This is a genomic window from Lysinibacillus sp. RS11 (assembly GCF_042019215.1).
Taxonomy (GTDB): Bacteria; Bacillota; Bacilli; order Bacillales_A; family Planococcaceae; genus Lysinibacillus; species Lysinibacillus xylanilyticus_A.
In genome coordinates, this window is record NZ_CP168124.1 from 3,030,970 (window position 1) to 3,046,627 (window position 15,658).

The window sequence follows — 15,658 nt, forward strand, 5'->3', positions numbered from 1 at the left end:
TAAGTAGCTCTTCAAATTATTGCAGGGTGTTGCCCATTTGCTTGTATTTGTCCATATGTATAAATCCCCCGATAAAAGCTTTCACGGTCTAAAATGCGCTTCACTTGTACTTTTGTAAATCGTTTCCCTTTCTCTGTTCGATGGCCTTCTATGTTGAGCTGTTCTGCCAATTGAGATAGTGACCAATGTTTTAAAAAATGTCTTAATTCAAATAGCCTCCGTACAACGATCGCTTTCTCTGTATCCACTTCTAATACTTTTCGCCCTTTCTGTACTGTATAACCAAACATGACACCGCCACCTGCATAGCCACCTTGTTCAGCTTTTTTCTTTCTGCCCCTACTTAGTTTCAATGCAATCTCTAATCGTTGATATTGGTCTAACAGCTCTAACATGCCATTCACTAAAAAATCATTTGGTTCATGTGTGTAGATGCTGTAATTTGGCTGCTCAATCGCTTTAACATCTACGTTATATTTTTTCAACTCTCGTTGTATCAATACTTTTGCCATATCAGAGCGCCACAAACGAGAGGTATTCAGTACAATTACTCGACTTACTTGATGGTATTCTATATCTGCTAATAACTCTTGCAAGCCTTCTCGCTCAATTGTTAATCCATCTTCATCAACTGTCGCTCCGCTGAGTCCTCTATCTTCATATATGTGAAGCAATTGTAGCTTATTTTCATCACAATACCTTTCAATTTCTTCTACTTGATACGCTAAACTATATCCTTCACGTACTTGCCCTTCTGTTGAAACTCGTACATAACCAACTACTTTCTCTTTCATAATGCCCCTTCCCGTTACAGCAATTAAAGTCCCTGTAACGCTTACCCGTTTTTTGCGGATAACTTGTGTGTAACGTCTATCCGTTACAACATACTGTACGACCTTACCCAAATTTTGCACAACCCTTTATTTTACAGTCGTTTTTTCTCTAGTATGGTCGTACACTATACATAACCGTTACAATCTAACAAAGAGGTGTTTTTATTATGTCTTCTACTATTCGTTTACGTCTCAATGAAATTTTAATTGAAAAACAAATGAGCCGTCGGCAATTGGCCAAGCAAACCTCATTACGTCCAAATACCGTCAATGATTTATGTACACAACCCATACAACGCCTGCATATAAGTACCCTTTCAGTTTTGTGCGACACATTACATGTCTCTATCCAAGACCTACTTGTATTGGAGATAAACGATTAACTCACTCGAAGAACAATTGAACTTGGTTCTTCTATCAACCTTTTCCATTCCACCCTTGCTAATTCGTCGAAGTCCAATCGATACTGATTCGTAAGGGTCTTTTTTATTTCCCTCCGTATATACTGCGTATACATATCTATTCCATCTCGCATGCTAGCTACCCGTTCTCGTTGCTTCTTCTTAAGTATTTGCCACTCTGTTACTACAGCCGCAAAATAATGTTCATTCTGTTTTGGTGGATGTTTCATTAGGTCTTTAAGCAACACTTGCTCATTTACCTTGTACACCACTTCTATTCGGCTTAATTCATGTGCTAAATAAATTCCTTTATTCCTTGCTAGTTCTAGCCGTTTATCATAAATCCTACAGTAACCATTCCGTTTACGTTGGTCGCTTCTACCAAAATATCGTGTTGTATCAAAGTGTGTCATATTCCTCCGTGCGTCTGTCGGTAACACCACTATATTTTCCAAGCCTGTTTGTATATCATACGCTACATCACAGCTCACAAATTCTACTCGGCTTGCCCGCTTCCCTATCATCTCTAGTATCTCTTTAAAATGTGAGTAATGCTCTGGTCTTGTTTCAATCCTTAGGGTATGTATGTGTCCTTCCGTTTCTCTAAAGTTTTTAAAATATATATGAATGTATACATCGTCACTTTTCCGTATGTGCAGTTCATAGCTATATGTTCCACTATAAATCTTCATTTTCACTTTATATTTCTGCACTGCCACCATAAAAACACGTAAAAATGCTGAATGTGGTACATCCTTATAATCTATAACGAACTTATCTATCGAAACCTCTATTTCCATCGCATTTTCTTCCCCTTGTATGCAAGTACTTGTATAAAATTTAATACTTAGTACACTAATTAAATAATCGTAATCCGTATTTAAACATGCAAAAAAAGCACTGGTCGCCTGTTATAGACAATCAAGTGCTTTAAGTTTATAAATTTTCTAAGTTTATTAATATTTGCAAGTTTTATAAGTTAGTTTAGTATTGACAGTATGACATCTTTTTTACCACATGGCAAGTGTAACGTTTAAACCCTTTAGCTTGTTTAATCTCGTGTGTTTGTTGCTTATGCCATCCATAAGTGGTCCTTGTAAGTAAAATGTCAACTCGCCTATTCTCGCTCTTATTGCTTAATTGTTAAAATAACACTCCTTGATGGTCTAGCCTTCATGAGTTATTAATTCGAATTCAAGGAATCTTTAACTGTATACAATTAAAAAACTATTATTTCCTTGTTTATCACCACGAGCTTTGTCATTCTCGTTAGTTTGTTAGTTATTCCATATTTATACTACCCTTTCCATTTAAAAGGTCTCGCCCAATTTTCGTTCTTTTCTCGCTATCCCTATTCTTATTGCTCAATAAATCCTCCAGATTAAACTTGATATGTTATTTTAACTCATTAGTCTGCTTATCAAGCAATAGACAGGAGATTTTTTTCGCTCCAACAAAGTAATATTTTTCACTATCGAAACCTTCAGCAATGAACTTAAAAATATAATTACCTTTATCCACTTCAAATTTATCTGTTAAATTCTCTATTTCTTCCTCAGTAGCTAATCTAATTACGGGATATGATGTATCTGTTTTCCAGCCAAAAGGCAGAGAAACAAAGTGGACTTGCTCAAAATTAATCTCAATATTAACCTTCTTTGTGGTATTATCCAACCGACCTATAATTGTTAAATCCCATCCATTTGATAAAGCAACATCAAAATCCATCCATAGCTCTTGAGAAGCATATTCATTGATTAGCGTTATTACTTGAAGTACTTCATTTTCATTCATAAAAAATCTTTGTTCACTCAATAGTATCACTTCCTTATCTATTAAACTGAATATGCGTATCTCTTGCAGCCTCTTCATTAAATAAAGGGTTCGGCCGCCCATCTTTATGCGTTTCCTTTAATGTACTTTCATGGTGCCATTTCCCATTAGAATCCATATATTCTGTTCCGTTACCAGGCTTCTGTCTCCCCACTCTATAAATACTTCCCGATTTTCCATACTGAGTTTCAGCTTCGTGAGCTCTTATCTCGTATTTATAATCACCATCAACCCACTTTTCTTTGAATCTTCCAGGTAATTCATCTAGCCCTTGTCGCTTCATTACTTCATCTAAGAAATCTTCAGGGTTAGTTGTTTTAGTCAAATCAACTTTACCCGTACCCTATGTTGTAATCATAAATTTAATCCATGTACTCCTCAGCAATTTGTATACTTCTCTTTAAGTTTAAGTCTGGGTATCTTTGATCTAGGCAATATAGTAATTCAATATACTTTTTACTTTGTAAATTATACGCCACTTCTTCAAAAACCTCACTTAAAAATGAAAGTTCTGTTTTTGTACAAACTTGTAAGAAATTCAGAGTCAAGTTTTCAACTTCACTTAGTAAAACAATTAGCTCTTCCCATTTTTGCTCAATTCTTGGATCATTATCATCTAGTAATGCTCGTGCACCTAAGACTGCTCTAACTTTTTCCTCAAACATTGTTAATACCCCCCCTTTATAACTACGGTTGTAACATACTATCTTGAAAAATCGTTCCTATCTCTCCATTTGTTTTGATTACACCTACCCTAACACCATTGTAATCACCGAATACTGTTACACCATCAGCAATATTCTTGAATTCAGGCATATTCGTTACATATTCTCCAGCTTTCCTAATATCTTCCTTAGTCCAATTTTCAGGAAACCGTGCTTGACTAGTACCTGTTCGCTTCCCTTTAGACTTGTGGTCTGGTACATTACCAACCCTTACCCCATTAGGATAAGTTTTTTCAATATTGTACTCGATGCCATTCTGTTTAAGAAACTCTATATTATCTTGACTATGCACACCGCCACTCATTTTAGAAACTTCTCCTGTTCTAGGATTTCTAGTAAAGTCGCCTTCATTTGCATGATTCAAGGATTTTTCACTAAATGTGACAGTTTTACCCGTACCCTATGTTGTAATCTTAAAAACCGCTAATAAAAACAATCTATCTTAAACCCTATTTCTAATACAGAAATACAAAAAGCTTATTCCTTTTTATCGTTCGAGTTGGAATAAGATTTTTGCGAGATTATCAAATAATTGTCTAGTTAAGATCATTATTTGATTTAGCCTCTTCTATCAGTTGTATAGGGATATTAAGAAAGCTGATAAAGTATCACTAACTTTATTAAAATCATCTAATTCTACACCTTCATCATAACTATATACTGCAGGATCGTCCCCTTCATTCAGATTAAAAAACCAGAACATATATCCTTGATGCATCATAAATATAAACTGATTATCTGTGAGCTTTTTTATGAAATTATTTTCCTCCAAAAGTTCAATAGCCCACTCTTTTAAATCAAAAATATAATTCATGGAATAATCCGTACCAACTAAAAATTCAATTCCATTACCAGCTTTATTCATAAAATCCAAATAAGTTTGAGGGAGTGTTCGAGTTGGCGATATATTGATTAATTTTGATATATCGTCCTTACTGCAAGGTTTCATGGGATAAGAGTCCTTCTCTAAGGATGTTAAGAAAGCCTTTATATTACTACCTTTAAAAAAGTTCATACTAAATCCTCCATTTTCTACTCGTCTAATATCTGCACTCTCGTAATTTTAATATTAAAAAGTTCCTTTTGAAATTGATCAATACTTCGACAAATCTCCTTATGAGAAATGATTTCAATATTACCATTATCATTTGGAGTATCTTTGTACTTTTCCCTACGAGCTCAATCATTTTCTGCTCCGAATCATTTAACCTGCGATTCTTAATAGAACCACTGTATTTATAATAGTTTTCTGAAGGTTTACTAAAATTATCTTTATCCTTTAGATTCGGTTTCGCTGGTTCTATTTTTTCCACTTACTGATTCCAAATAAATCGTTTCACTTCTAAATTAAATCCAATTTTCTTTAAGGTCACAATTGCCAAATCATCAACTAGGTTTTTACCTATTAACTCAAAAAAATCGGCAACTGATTTAACCATTCTTCAAAGTTATCAGCTTCTTTCTCAATGTTATTTTCCTCATGTGAATAATAATAGACTCCTGTGTTGGGGCACTCGTTTGAAAGAAGGCAAAAGTAGTCACCATTACCTACACTATAAAATGGGATTAATTCTTTCTCCCATCCCCCCTGTTTCATTTCATAGTCATAAGTAAATTCAATAGTGTCATTTCCATTTGTTTTAACATTAGAAACATTTAAGATGTCCCCTGGAAAAGAATATTCAGACATTAATTCAATAAAAAATCTAAATTCCATTGGAAATTGACACTTGAACTTTTTCTCTATTCTTTCCCAATCACTTACCGAAGGAATATCTAAATTCTCCAATTCTTTATCTAAAATACCATCTAATAAATTTGCAATCTCATCTCTTGTCACTAACTTTTCCTCCTTTTAAATTCCTTCTCCTGGTAGTATATACTCTTTTCCTCTTTCTTTATAATGTTCTCTAATTTCCTTGGTTCTTTGAGAAGAAGTTAGTTGCGAAGGCTTACCATGACGTAAAGTGGCTATAGAAGCCGCTATGGATGTGGTGACTTGTATTACCTGGTGCCCATCTCTAGTTAAATATTCAGTACCGTTATCTATTGCCTCTTGACAATATCTATACATTTGTTAATTTTTCTCTTCGTCTTTTTAAAGGCTTTCTAGCTTTTTTGCTTCGATGATCGTAATGAACCTTCTCCCCAGAGACCCGTGATTCCCCCTGTTCAAATTAAGGAAAAAAAATCCATCACATAACGATCTAAATAACAAAGAGTAGCAATATAATCCAATTTCTAAAGGATTTTGCTACTCTTTAAATTCGGTAAAAATTTACAAGGGCCGACACTAATTTTATTTTATTTCTTACCTTACTAAACTATCTCAAACTAGAATTTTCTACTTTTTATTTTCTCAATTATCCTATAATAACATCCAGACACTGTTAGGATTTATTTTTTCGTATACTATCAGTTTACCAACTGAAACTTGAAGAGAAAATTTTTCAAACACAGTATCTATATCTGATATTTTGCAGTTATTTACTATTTGAATTTCATCTTGTAAAAAAAGAATGATTAGCGAACGGAATCCATCAATATCAGATAAATAAATTCCTAATAACTCATTATAACCAGGATTAAAGTATAGTCTGATACATTCTGTTTTAAAAAGGGTTAAAATTTTTCTCTTCATATTCAATTAATTCATCATAAGTTGCATATAGATTAAAATCATCCAAACTATATACTTTATTTACAGAAATCAACGGATTATTTCCTCTGATGTAAAAACCTACGACATCCTCGTTATTCTTTTTTAAAAAAATAACTTGGTCTAATCGTTCATTGTCTTCCTTATCATGTAAATAGATTAAATTTGTAAATTCCTCTTTCCATAATAATTCATCCATTTTTTTCGTAAAAGATTTTATATAATTATTCACATCCATCACCTCAGTAAATCTAATTCCTCTAGTAATTTACCCGATAATCGGTCTCCTCTTTTATTTAAGAACGTAAAAATTTCATTTGATTGTACATTTACTAAAACAACAGCATCCCCTTTAACATATGCATTTACAGATTCAATTGCCCACCCCCTTTAAAAAACTTGAAAGGCATATTGCCAATCAAGGTTATTAAAGGAAAACTTTCATTTAATCATTAGTGATTATATAGCATACATTAAACAATATTTTTTTATTTTTTAAATGGTGAATAAAATTACTACGTGATATAGTTCCTTGAATAATCTCATAGTCACCACCTTGATATCTAGCTAAGAGCATTAAGGGTTTTCTAGGAAAACAAACATATAGTCATTATAAACAACTCCCAAAACATTATCATAACAAGAAAATAATAGATGTTTGTAGGGAGAGTGGCCAGATGTATCAATGGTTGCAGCTTGTTCTACCGTAAAGTGTGCCTTGAAAACTACCAAAATTACCTAAAAAATGGTAATCTGATATAGAAAAACAATACGTTTCCATCGATGCTGAATAGCTAGCAGTGGGGAACAAATTTTTACGCGTTTCCCTTTTACTTGATGTTGAGAATAGTATGATCGACTAAGGAAACCGCGAAATTGGCGGGTTACATCGTCAATATAGGCATAAAGCGGATCAGACGCCCACAACATGGAAGAGGTTTGCCGTTTTGGTTTATGTATAAAATGATAGAAAATAAAGGAGCGGATACACGATGGGAATCATGGCTTGTTACTTATCATTAAACGATGCTTTAGCGGATGAAATTGCCCAATTAGACAATTCCCATATCGTTGAGAAGATTGAGGAGCTTATGGAAAAACTACGCTGTCCCGTATATGAAATGGATAAATTATGGGACGGATTGCATTGTTTGCTAACAGGGATCTCTGCCTCGCAGCCGATCGAGGACCACCCATTAAGCGAGGCCATTGTCGGAGTCAACGTGCTGGATACTGAAGAATTCGTCAGCGTCATTGGCTCTGAAGAGCTTCCCCACATTTTAGAAGCTCTTCATTCTATGGATAGGACCGTCTTGCAGCAACAATTCAAGCCAGCCGATTTTAGAGCGAAACAGATTTATCCGGATATTTGGGCAGACGATGAAGCTGAGGAACTTTTCGCAGAACTTATAGCGGAACTCGATCAGTTAATCGATTTTTATGAACAAAGCCTTACCCGGGGTCATGACATATTAATCAGCATTTATTAAAACTGCATCAATATTAAACTGTACCTTATCGAGAGACTTTTTTAAGTGTCTACTCGACAGGGTACAGTTTAAGGTTGCCTAGCTTTTTTTTCAAAATGTCCTTTACAAAGGGTACACTTTACTCCCCCTTCTTCCCCATTAAGCAGTGATATAATGCGATAACTCTTCCGTATGTTTAGAAATCCAGTTTCTTTTCTTTAATTCAATTAACAATTCTTTAGTTGCAGCTTTTAAGGATTTTTCAAATTCTATCAAGTCGCATTCACATTCAGTCATTGATATTATTGTACTCTGTTTTGTTTGCACGAATTGAAATTTTAATAAACCATTTTTATTTACTACATCAGCTATAAATGGTCCGTCAAAAAAACTTAATTGGAAGGTAGTCTCATCTGAATTGTTTTTTATTTTTTCAAAAGCTCGATTCCAATCAATCAAGACATCAACAATATAATCTATCCAATTTACTTTTTTTATTTTTTGAAAAACATTATTCCCGTAGGAAAAATACATCTCTCCAACAATCACATCCTGTTGATACTTTACTAAACTTGAAAGATTAATATTTACAATAGCCCCCATCTAATACACCTCAGTGAAAATTTTTGAATATTATCAACGACATTTTAGACTTTGGACTCCATTTTCATAATCATATTTCTTAAAACCTTCACTTGGTGTGCCTAAATAAGATGTGTGACCACTATCGAACCTTCCGACTGCACTGTCATGAACTCTGAAATCTGAAGTAATATCCACTTTTTTAGGATTGATCCAATCTCAAAATGGCGAATCAAACAGTGATATAATGCGATAACTCTTCGGTTTGTTTGGAAATCCAGTTTCTTTTCTCTAATTCGATTAACAATTCTTTTGTAGCATCTTTTAAAGACTTTTCAAATTCTAACAAGTCGCATTCACATTCACATACTATTTTTGTTTTATCATATATTTCTTGCAAGAATTGGAATTTTAACAAACCATTTATATTTATTACATTTGCACTAAATGGTCCATTAAAAAATTTTAATTGAAAAGCAGTCTCATCTGAACTATTTTTCATTTTTTCAAGAGCCTCATTCCAATTAGTTAAGACCCAAACAATAAAATCTGACCATTTTTCTTTTTTTATTTTCGGAAAAACTGTATCTTTGAAAGAAAAATACACCTCTCCACCAATCAAGTCCTGGTACTTTACCAAACTAGATGTGTTAATATTTACATTAATCATCATATTAAATACCTTTCTATAGATACCTACAGTGTATTATAGGTTTACAATAATCCAATCAACCTAGGCAAGTAGTCTTACCGTCTTTATATAGGTGTACCCAAATATGAAGTGAAATCACTATTTATATGCTAGGTTGCCGAATTATGAAAGTCAATATCTGCAGGTGTCTTACCGTATAACCCAATTATTTTAAATTATTTTTGATTTATTCCGACTTAAATACTAAATAGCATCAAACATTCCAATATAAGGTAGCTTATTATAAAGCTTTTCTTTATCTTTTATCATGATATCACCATCATAATACCAAAACACTGCATTCGCTTTTTCAACGCCCTTCTTTATACAAATCTCTCTAATTTTTGTTATAGTTTCTTCCGTAACTGATAATTCATCTTGGTTTATCAGAATATCTAAGTCTATCTCTTGTGAGTGCTGGGTATATCCAATCCAGTCCTCATCGTAAAATACTTTCCCTATATCTTTACAAAAAACACAGATTTTATAATCCAAATCTCCTATTTCTACATCTTCTCTATAGTCTAATTCAAAATACTCATCATAATCCTTCTCAAAATTATTTCCTACCCAAATATGCACTTTAGATGTGTTTTGTTCTCCATAATTCATTTGTTATTTACACCTCATCTTCATATGATTATCATGATTTTTATTGATTATTCCAAGTGCTTCTTCCTTCGTTATAGCACTCTTTAACTGTTTAATTAATATGTCATGGAATCTCTTACTTGCACTACTACTGTGATGTTACCTGATATAATATTACCATCTCCATCAAATATATCTTCAAAAAATACTTTTTTATTACCATTTAAAGGAACTACCATTTAAATCCACCGTTTTTCCAAGGTGCTAGTCCGAATAAGTATACCTCAGCATTAGGATTACTAACATATGTATACAATGTAGGATTATTTCCCACCAATCCTATTGGATCAATCTGCGTGTACATTCCATCGGCTGGTGAATAATAACGGAATCGGTTATAGTACAATCTTGTTTCAATATCTTCATACTGTCCTTGATATCTAAATGGAATAAAATCTTTTACATCTGTAAATTCTTTTACCCTGCCGAATATATCAAGCTCCGCTGACCAAACCTTATTACCTTCTTCATCATAAGCTTCGATAGGCGTTCAAAGATAATCACTAATAATACTGTAATTACCTTCATTCGTAATTTTAGCTGAAGGTACAAACCCATCCTTAAATATCCATGTAACTAGATTATCTACTATTTTGGAGTCAGTCTTTAAAGAAGACATATCTCCCATTTCATTGCGAGCGACATCGATTCTTGCACCTAAGCTACTTGTAATCTGTGAACGATTGCCTAATTCATCGTAACACTCGTAACCCAATGATCATTTTGCTATTACTTGTCAGAATGGGTCTCGCTTTAGCTTATGGCCACATTCTCATTCAACCCAACGTTTAAGCAAAACAGGAAATTTATGTAGTTTGTTCTTTTTCGCAATCTCTACATTTGAACCATTTTTCTCCTTTACGCTATTAGCAAATTTTTCTCCTGTGTAACCGCCATCACATAGGCGGGAAAAGTAGTCCCTGACTTAAAAAAACCTATGAAAAAAAGGGTTTTGTAACTCTTCATACGTAGGTTCTAAAGTTATATTTCCTCAGAAATATTACCATTAATTATCAATTATTATATGAAGTTCATCGAATACTACTCACTAAGATTTTCCTTACACCTTTAGGTTTTGATAAATTCAGCCCAGCCATAACTAATCACCTCATCTTCAGTTGGAAAATCATATTTTGCATATGTGTTAAATGGCAAACATTGTTCCTGAGTTATTTCAAATGGACTTTTCCATTCAGAATCACATTCTTTACAACACACATACAAATTTAATGTTTGAATATCTTTTACAATTATGACCCAGCCTTGATCACACAATGGGCACCAATCAACTTTATATTCATTTATCATTTTACTCTCTTCTTTCATCGTTAGTTATTTTGAAGGAAATGCGGTAACAATTTTATTTGTTCCACCTTCTGTAATAATCGTAAGGTTATTTAAAATATCACCTGATTCTCTATATCCAGCTTTTGGAGAAGAGAGTGGCAAAATGCTAGTGGTTTGCGAATAGCTATCTCACAACGCTCAAAGCGGACAGCTGAGATGATATGGATATCTTAAAGATGACGAATCATTTATTGGAAAATATCAGTCCTGCAAATGAAAACGACTACCTTGAATATACTCTTTTTAACGAATTAGAAGATCTATATATCGCTTATGGGGATAGAAAAGGAACTGCAATAACATTTGTTCATATTGATAGAGAAAATCAAGAAAAGAAAAACGCACACTAATGTCAACAAAACATAAAGCTAAACGTTTTGGTATTTTCTCATTTTCTTTGTATGAGTCTATCAAAATATTCATCTTTTTTAGTTGAGAAAATTTCTCTCATCCAACCCTTGTCTATTTATCACTTCAATTCATTTAAAGAATATAAAGAAATGTTACAAAATATAGTCACCCTACATTAATTTTATGCATTTAACATTCTAAATTTAGATATACTAACTGCAACAACCTCTTAGAACACTAGATGAGGTCGTATAGTAAGAAGAGACGATACTCATCTTGACCCTTTTTTCATCATTAAGTGATTTTTATATTTTCTAAATACATACTCTTTACCTAAGTGCGTCTTGAATTTCTACTAGACCTTGCACAAAATCTTGAGAATGGTATTTAAATGAGCAACCGGTACGACAATTATAAGATGAAGGTAAATGTTCGAATCTTCTTAGGATCGAACGGAAAAAATTCCATAATACAAATCTCACTCGACACAAAAATTAACCTCTTTTGATATAATTTCAATTAATGTTTCCCTGTTCCAGGCCAGTAATATCTTAAATAGTTTGTAATCGCTTGCTGTTTCCTTTAATTTGTTACATGTTTCTTGTATTTTAATATTGTCAATTTCAACAATAAAGTCTCCTACCTCCTCACCTATAGCATCAAGTGCTTTTACACTTATCGTATCTATACAGTCGATACCTATTCCCCATATTTTATCGAATGGAATTTGTCTGCTGCGTCCTAGCATCTTACATTCGTCTGGTGTTTGCGCTCTTATAATTTGTAATGCAATTTTATCAGCACCAAACAATTTAGCTTTACGATACATTACAGCTTGTTCACTCCATTTAAAAAGTTGTCCTTGATGCTTAAATGGAGAGTAATAAAAGTTAGAAAATACATCTTGCTTTCCCTAGAAAAATACAAAGTCTTTAGCTTCTTTCATAATTAATGCTCCTTTTTTGAACTTAATTGACAATCCTTTTTTATTTGGTTTTAAATCCTCAAAACCTGGCTTGAATTTGGTCTCACTCAAGATTTAATCCAATTGAGTATTAGGCTTTCAATCTCTATTAAGTTTTTTTCATTTAACACACAATTGATTACTAATTCATCATTATGATTATCCATCGTACTATTTATCCAATGAGAAAGTTCTTGTTGGTCTCCCATATCTGTCTGAAGTATTCTGATAATCTTTTCATTTTTCAATGATTTTGCAGAAAAAATGGGATTTGCATTCATCATACTTTTCCCGTTCGAAAATTTAGTGTTGTAAAAAGGAGAAATCCATTCATTTTTATTTTTACTGTTTTTATCTAAAATGCTTAGAAAAAAATCAAGCCAGAATTGCTCTAACTCAGCATAAACATATTCATCTTCTAAATAAGTATTGAATTTCTGAAATTTATGATGTGGAATCATTTACACCCCCCTTCCCTTTTGCAGGTGATGGATCAGGAACAATCGGGTCTGGCTGTGTATACATCCCCTCTTGTGGTGAGTAGTACCTATATCGATTATAGTAAAATCTTATTTCTTCATCCGCATACTGACCTTGATACCTAAATGGGATGAAGTCTTTCTCACCTGTAAATTCTTTCACTCGTCCATAAATATCAAGCTCAGCTGACCAAACCTTATTACCTTGTTCATCATAAGATTCTACAGGCGTTCCTAGATAATCACTAATAATACTGTAGTTACCTTCACTCGTGATTTTAACTGAAGGTACGAACCCATCATTAAACACCCATGTGACTAGATTATCTGGTATTTCTGAGTCGTTCTGTGATGGATGCTCATCTATATTTTCAAATATATCTGAATTATTATGCAAGAAATACTCATGTAGGATAGTATTCCCATCCCAAACGAAACTTGTTGTTTTCTCGTCAGAACACTTTTCTATTCGTCTACCAAGCGAGTCATACTTGAAAGTAACTTCTGTGTAGTCTGGTTTGATGACCTTCGACATCATGCCATTGCCGTTATATTCGTACTTCCATGTATCACCGTTCTTCTCAACTTTCTTAATCAGATTCCCTTCATCATCATAAGAGAATATTGCCTCTCTCGTTTCAAGCAATCTGCTGCCGGGACCATAAACACGATCTGTCTTTTCTTTTGTTTCATATAAATTCCCGACATCATCGACAATACGATGTAAGAAGTCAAATTGATCACCTTGATTGGACCAGACGAGGTTACTGAATTCATCGTAACCATAGGTAACTTTTACACCGGTTAACTCTTTTACCATGCTTCGTAATTGATGATTGACATCCCAATTATACACGCGTCTTCGTGTATCGCGATTTTGACTACTTATTCGGTGGTGTGTTGGTCTACCTGTCGGATCATATTGCCATTTGCTAATGACATCCCTGGTAGGGTTCTCTCAATCTCTTGACCAAGTTCATTGTACTGCATGGATGCTGTCCACTGTTCTTGCTCTGAGCGAGAGGCTGTGATTTGTGACACATTGCCCATTTCATTACGAGCGACATCGATTTTTGCACCTAAGCTACTTGTAATCTGTGAACGATTGCCTAATTCATCATAGCTACTCGCAATCCAATGAAACAGGCATAAATGAGATTCCTGTTTGGACATTAATAAAACTATCAGATTATTATGGTGTCAGTGTTAATTATATTTTAGGGAAAATAAATGAGAGACAGACCTCACCCAAAAGGGGAATAATAAAAAAGAGTAGCAATCCCCAAAGAATTTTTGCTACTCTTTTGATGTAAATATAAATATTTTCACAAGTAAATCCACTGAATTTTTAATTTGTACGAATCATATTGTTCTGTGAAAAGTTGCAACATTTCTTCTCTTTTATTTCATAGAGATTGCTGATTTCACTACAGTGTAAGATCTTTAATTACGCTCCGGTATAAGATGCTTTAGCGTATTAGCATCTGCCGAAAATCGAACCAATGTACTTTTGCCATATACATTTTCAATTATATATATTCAATAACCTTTAAAAATACAGGATCTGTATCAACCTCTATTAAACCTTCAATTACTGGAAACAAATCTTTAATAAGTGGATGTTCAATATTTTCCACATCTAAACCCATTCCTTTTCTCAGCAAAAGGGGAGCTAATATTTCTGAAGGTAAAAGCATTTTGTCTTCTCTATCAAATTCTTGGTACATTTTTGTTCTACTTAAATGAAATTCACAGGCTTGATTCACAGAAGCATTAATGTCTTTCTTTGTTTCATCCGTCAAATCGTTTAACAAATTAGAATATATGTCATTAAGCGGTTTTGGGAATTCATGAGGAATTTCTTTATCCTTATAAAATATTGAAAACATTTTGTTAACAAACTGGCAAACTGATTCAGGTGGCTCTACAGTAAAATCTATTTTCTCAGGAGAGGTATACTGCAACAATTTATGTGCTTTATCTACTTCTTGTAAAATTAATAGATTACAAGCAGACAAACATACATCAACAAACCAAATTGGTTTAATATCTCCCATTTTTTCTGATGCATATAATAGATGATCTATTGTTCCCCATAACATACTTTGTTTAAGTGAATATGAATACTCCCCCGTATTATTAAAATAGCGTTCTAAAAAGTCAGCACAATACCATGTGGAAAGTGTATTACCTGCAATGCCTAAGGAAATAAAATCATTTTTTTCTTTAGGGCTTTTCAAAAATTTCTCTATAATCGTATAGCTTTCCTCATACATATAAGGTCGTTCTTTATCTGCAAACCCTTTGCTCCATCTTTTAACTTTATTCTGTATTTTTTTATGAAGACTGCTTTCCAACCCTAATCCTCTCCTTACGGGCACCATTTTTTACCTCTCACCTTTATAACATTACGATTTGCATCCACAAAAACATTTATTTTAGTCCCTTTTTTTATTCCACCTTGTGCTCGAATTTCACCTAATATTCTTCTTGCATCTGCCTTTTTAGAAGCAGGAAGAATTCGGCAATGACCACTCCCCGTACCTGCACGGTTAAGGCGATCTTGAGTATACTTATTTGCACCTAATGATCTCTGAGCAGGTGAAAGACTAGGATTTCAATTAGTTTTTGTCGTTTTTATTTCATAAGCACTCCACTCGCCATTGTATTTAT

General features: G+C 33.5%; 23 protein-coding genes and 1 pseudogene. 3 read left to right on the forward strand and 21 right to left on the reverse strand.

Going from position 1 to position 15,658, the window contains the following annotated elements:
- Nucleotides 1-11: 11 nt before the first annotated feature.
- Nucleotides 12-794, reverse strand: a complete 783-nt coding sequence (locus AB9L17_RS15605; protein ID WP_375200803.1) for a recombinase family protein — start codon at nucleotides 792-794, stop codon at nucleotides 12-14.
- A gap of 206 nt (nucleotides 795-1,000) precedes the next feature.
- Here AB9L17_RS15605 and AB9L17_RS15610 point away from each other — a divergent pair, with 206 nt between their 5' ends.
- The gene (locus AB9L17_RS15610) at nucleotides 1,001-1,216 is read left to right on the forward strand and encodes a helix-turn-helix domain-containing protein (RefSeq protein ID WP_375199402.1); all 216 of its coding nucleotides are present in this window, start codon (nucleotides 1,001-1,003) and stop codon (nucleotides 1,214-1,216) included.
- Here AB9L17_RS15610 and AB9L17_RS15615 read toward each other — a convergent pair.
- The 8 genes from AB9L17_RS15615 to AB9L17_RS15650 form a co-directional block, all read right to left on the reverse strand.
- Nucleotides 1,213-2,034, reverse strand: coding sequence for a replication initiation protein (locus AB9L17_RS15615; protein WP_375199403.1), 822 nt, complete (start codon nucleotides 2,032-2,034; stop codon nucleotides 1,213-1,215). The genes AB9L17_RS15610 and AB9L17_RS15615 overlap by 4 nt on opposite strands.
- Nucleotides 2,035-2,629: 595 nt before the next feature.
- Nucleotides 2,630-3,049 (reverse strand): hypothetical protein, encoded by a 420-nt coding sequence (locus AB9L17_RS15620; RefSeq protein WP_375199404.1) that lies wholly within the window; start codon nucleotides 3,047-3,049, stop codon nucleotides 2,630-2,632.
- 13 nt (nucleotides 3,050-3,062) lie between these two features.
- Nucleotides 3,063-3,392, reverse strand: a complete 330-nt coding sequence (locus AB9L17_RS15625; RefSeq protein WP_375199405.1) for a hypothetical protein — start codon at nucleotides 3,390-3,392, stop codon at nucleotides 3,063-3,065.
- Between the two features lie 37 nt (nucleotides 3,393-3,429).
- Nucleotides 3,430-3,732 carry a hypothetical protein gene (locus AB9L17_RS15630; RefSeq protein WP_375199406.1) on the reverse strand — a complete coding sequence of 101 codons (303 nt, stop codon included), beginning with the start codon at nucleotides 3,730-3,732 and terminating at the stop codon, nucleotides 3,430-3,432.
- A 22-nt stretch (nucleotides 3,733-3,754) separates the two neighbouring features.
- On the reverse strand, nucleotides 3,755-4,156 hold the full coding sequence (locus AB9L17_RS15635) for an EndoU domain-containing protein (protein ID WP_375199407.1): 402 nt from the start codon (nucleotides 4,154-4,156) through the stop codon (nucleotides 3,755-3,757).
- A 207-nt stretch (nucleotides 4,157-4,363) separates the two neighbouring features.
- Entirely contained in the window at nucleotides 4,364-4,807 is a 444-nt protein-coding gene (locus tag AB9L17_RS15640; RefSeq protein WP_223556327.1) for an SMI1/KNR4 family protein, read from the reverse strand.
- 390 nt (nucleotides 4,808-5,197) lie between these two features.
- The gene (locus tag AB9L17_RS15645) at nucleotides 5,198-5,632 is read right to left on the reverse strand and encodes an SMI1/KNR4 family protein (RefSeq protein WP_375199408.1); all 435 of its coding nucleotides are present in this window, start codon (nucleotides 5,630-5,632) and stop codon (nucleotides 5,198-5,200) included.
- A 772-nt stretch (nucleotides 5,633-6,404) separates the two neighbouring features.
- A complete protein-coding gene (locus AB9L17_RS15650) occupies nucleotides 6,405-6,683 on the reverse strand; it encodes a hypothetical protein (protein ID WP_375199409.1) in 279 nt (92 codons plus the stop codon).
- Between the two features lie 760 nt (nucleotides 6,684-7,443).
- On the opposite strand from AB9L17_RS15650, the gene AB9L17_RS15655 reads away from it, so the two are divergent.
- Nucleotides 7,444-7,941: a YfbM family protein gene (locus AB9L17_RS15655; RefSeq protein ID WP_375199410.1), complete on the forward strand. Its 498-nt coding sequence runs from the start codon at nucleotides 7,444-7,446 to the stop codon at nucleotides 7,939-7,941.
- A gap of 138 nt (nucleotides 7,942-8,079) precedes the next feature.
- Here the strand turns inward: AB9L17_RS15655 and AB9L17_RS15660 are convergent, their stop codons facing one another.
- The 7 genes from AB9L17_RS15660 to AB9L17_RS15690 all read right to left on the reverse strand — a co-directional run bounded on the left by AB9L17_RS15660 (nucleotide 8,080) and on the right by AB9L17_RS15690 (nucleotide 11,152).
- Nucleotides 8,080-8,523: a hypothetical protein gene (locus AB9L17_RS15660; protein ID WP_375199411.1), complete on the reverse strand. Its 444-nt coding sequence runs from the start codon at nucleotides 8,521-8,523 to the stop codon at nucleotides 8,080-8,082.
- Nucleotides 8,524-8,734: 211 nt separating this feature from the next.
- A complete protein-coding gene (locus tag AB9L17_RS15665) occupies nucleotides 8,735-9,175 on the reverse strand; it encodes a hypothetical protein (RefSeq protein ID WP_375199412.1) in 441 nt (146 codons plus the stop codon).
- 222 nt (nucleotides 9,176-9,397) lie between these two features.
- A complete protein-coding gene (locus AB9L17_RS15670) occupies nucleotides 9,398-9,805 on the reverse strand; it encodes an immunity 22 family protein (protein WP_375199413.1) in 408 nt (135 codons plus the stop codon).
- A gap of 95 nt (nucleotides 9,806-9,900) precedes the next feature.
- Nucleotides 9,901-10,023, reverse strand: a complete 123-nt coding sequence (locus tag AB9L17_RS15675; RefSeq protein WP_375199414.1) for a hypothetical protein — start codon at nucleotides 10,021-10,023, stop codon at nucleotides 9,901-9,903.
- Nucleotides 10,017-10,328, reverse strand: a complete 312-nt coding sequence (locus AB9L17_RS15680) for an RHS repeat domain-containing protein (protein WP_375200804.1) — start codon at nucleotides 10,326-10,328, stop codon at nucleotides 10,017-10,019. Before AB9L17_RS15680 ends, AB9L17_RS15675 begins: the two co-directional genes overlap by 7 nt.
- A gap of 6 nt (nucleotides 10,329-10,334) precedes the next feature.
- Complete coding sequence (locus AB9L17_RS15685; RefSeq protein ID WP_223556336.1) at nucleotides 10,335-10,559, reverse strand: hypothetical protein; 225 nt, start codon at nucleotides 10,557-10,559, stop codon at nucleotides 10,335-10,337.
- Between the two features lie 353 nt (nucleotides 10,560-10,912).
- Nucleotides 10,913-11,152 carry a hypothetical protein gene (locus AB9L17_RS15690; RefSeq protein WP_375199415.1) on the reverse strand — a complete coding sequence of 80 codons (240 nt, stop codon included), beginning with the start codon at nucleotides 11,150-11,152 and terminating at the stop codon, nucleotides 10,913-10,915.
- Between the two features lie 215 nt (nucleotides 11,153-11,367).
- On the opposite strand from AB9L17_RS15690, the gene AB9L17_RS15695 reads away from it, so the two are divergent.
- Nucleotides 11,368-11,541 (forward strand): hypothetical protein, encoded by a 174-nt coding sequence (locus AB9L17_RS15695; protein ID WP_223556347.1) that lies wholly within the window; start codon nucleotides 11,368-11,370, stop codon nucleotides 11,539-11,541.
- 479 nt (nucleotides 11,542-12,020) lie between these two features.
- On the opposite strand, the pseudogene AB9L17_RS15700 reads toward AB9L17_RS15695, so the two are convergent.
- The 5 genes and pseudogenes from AB9L17_RS15700 to AB9L17_RS15720 all read right to left on the reverse strand — a co-directional run.
- Nucleotides 12,021-12,437: pseudogene (locus tag AB9L17_RS15700) on the reverse strand (hypothetical protein); the annotation flags it as partial.
- A 137-nt stretch (nucleotides 12,438-12,574) separates the two neighbouring features.
- Nucleotides 12,575-12,967, reverse strand: coding sequence for a hypothetical protein (locus AB9L17_RS15705; RefSeq protein WP_223556349.1), 393 nt, complete (start codon nucleotides 12,965-12,967; stop codon nucleotides 12,575-12,577).
- Nucleotides 12,951-13,841: an RHS repeat domain-containing protein gene (locus tag AB9L17_RS15710; protein WP_375199416.1), complete on the reverse strand. Its 891-nt coding sequence runs from the start codon at nucleotides 13,839-13,841 to the stop codon at nucleotides 12,951-12,953. Before AB9L17_RS15710 ends, AB9L17_RS15705 begins: the two co-directional genes overlap by 17 nt.
- A 29-nt stretch (nucleotides 13,842-13,870) precedes the next feature.
- Nucleotides 13,871-14,158: a hypothetical protein gene (locus tag AB9L17_RS15715; RefSeq protein ID WP_375199417.1), complete on the reverse strand. Its 288-nt coding sequence runs from the start codon at nucleotides 14,156-14,158 to the stop codon at nucleotides 13,871-13,873.
- 356 nt (nucleotides 14,159-14,514) lie between these two features.
- A complete protein-coding gene (locus AB9L17_RS15720; RefSeq protein WP_375199418.1) occupies nucleotides 14,515-15,342 on the reverse strand; it encodes a hypothetical protein in 828 nt (275 codons plus the stop codon).
- Nucleotides 15,343-15,658 lie beyond the last annotated feature (316 nt).

Excerpts from the sequence above, each read along its gene's own strand:
- AB9L17_RS15605 (WP_375200803.1), bottom strand. The coding sequence starts at position 794 with ATGAAAGAGAAAGTAGTTGGTTATGTACGAGTTTCAACAGAAGGGCAA.
- AB9L17_RS15610 (WP_375199402.1), top strand. The coding sequence starts at position 1,001 with ATGTCTTCTACTATTCGTTTACGTCTCAATGAAATTTTAATTGAAAAA.
- AB9L17_RS15615 (WP_375199403.1), bottom strand. The coding sequence starts at position 2,034 with ATGGAAATAGAGGTTTCGATAGATAAGTTCGTTATAGATTATAAGGAT.
- AB9L17_RS15630 (WP_375199406.1), bottom strand. The coding sequence starts at position 3,732 with ATGTTTGAGGAAAAAGTTAGAGCAGTCTTAGGTGCACGAGCATTACTA.
- AB9L17_RS15640 (WP_223556327.1), bottom strand. The coding sequence starts at position 4,807 with ATGAACTTTTTTAAAGGTAGTAATATAAAGGCTTTCTTAACATCCTTA.
- AB9L17_RS15655 (WP_375199410.1), top strand. The coding sequence starts at position 7,444 with ATGGGAATCATGGCTTGTTACTTATCATTAAACGATGCTTTAGCGGAT.
- AB9L17_RS15660 (WP_375199411.1), bottom strand. The coding sequence starts at position 8,523 with ATGGGGGCTATTGTAAATATTAATCTTTCAAGTTTAGTAAAGTATCAA.
- AB9L17_RS15665 (WP_375199412.1), bottom strand. The coding sequence starts at position 9,175 with ATGATGATTAATGTAAATATTAACACATCTAGTTTGGTAAAGTACCAG.
- AB9L17_RS15670 (WP_375199413.1), bottom strand. The coding sequence starts at position 9,805 with ATGAATTATGGAGAACAAAACACATCTAAAGTGCATATTTGGGTAGGA.
- AB9L17_RS15675 (WP_375199414.1), bottom strand. The coding sequence starts at position 10,023 with ATGGTAGTTCCTTTAAATGGTAATAAAAAAGTATTTTTTGAAGATATA.
- AB9L17_RS15690 (WP_375199415.1), bottom strand. The coding sequence starts at position 11,152 with ATGATAAATGAATATAAAGTTGATTGGTGCCCATTGTGTGATCAAGGC.
- AB9L17_RS15695 (WP_223556347.1), top strand. The coding sequence starts at position 11,368 with ATGACGAATCATTTATTGGAAAATATCAGTCCTGCAAATGAAAACGAC.
- AB9L17_RS15705 (WP_223556349.1), bottom strand. The coding sequence starts at position 12,967 with ATGATTCCACATCATAAATTTCAGAAATTCAATACTTATTTAGAAGAT.
- AB9L17_RS15715 (WP_375199417.1), bottom strand. The coding sequence starts at position 14,158 with ATGTCCAAACAGGAATCTCATTTATGCCTGTTTCATTGGATTGCGAGT.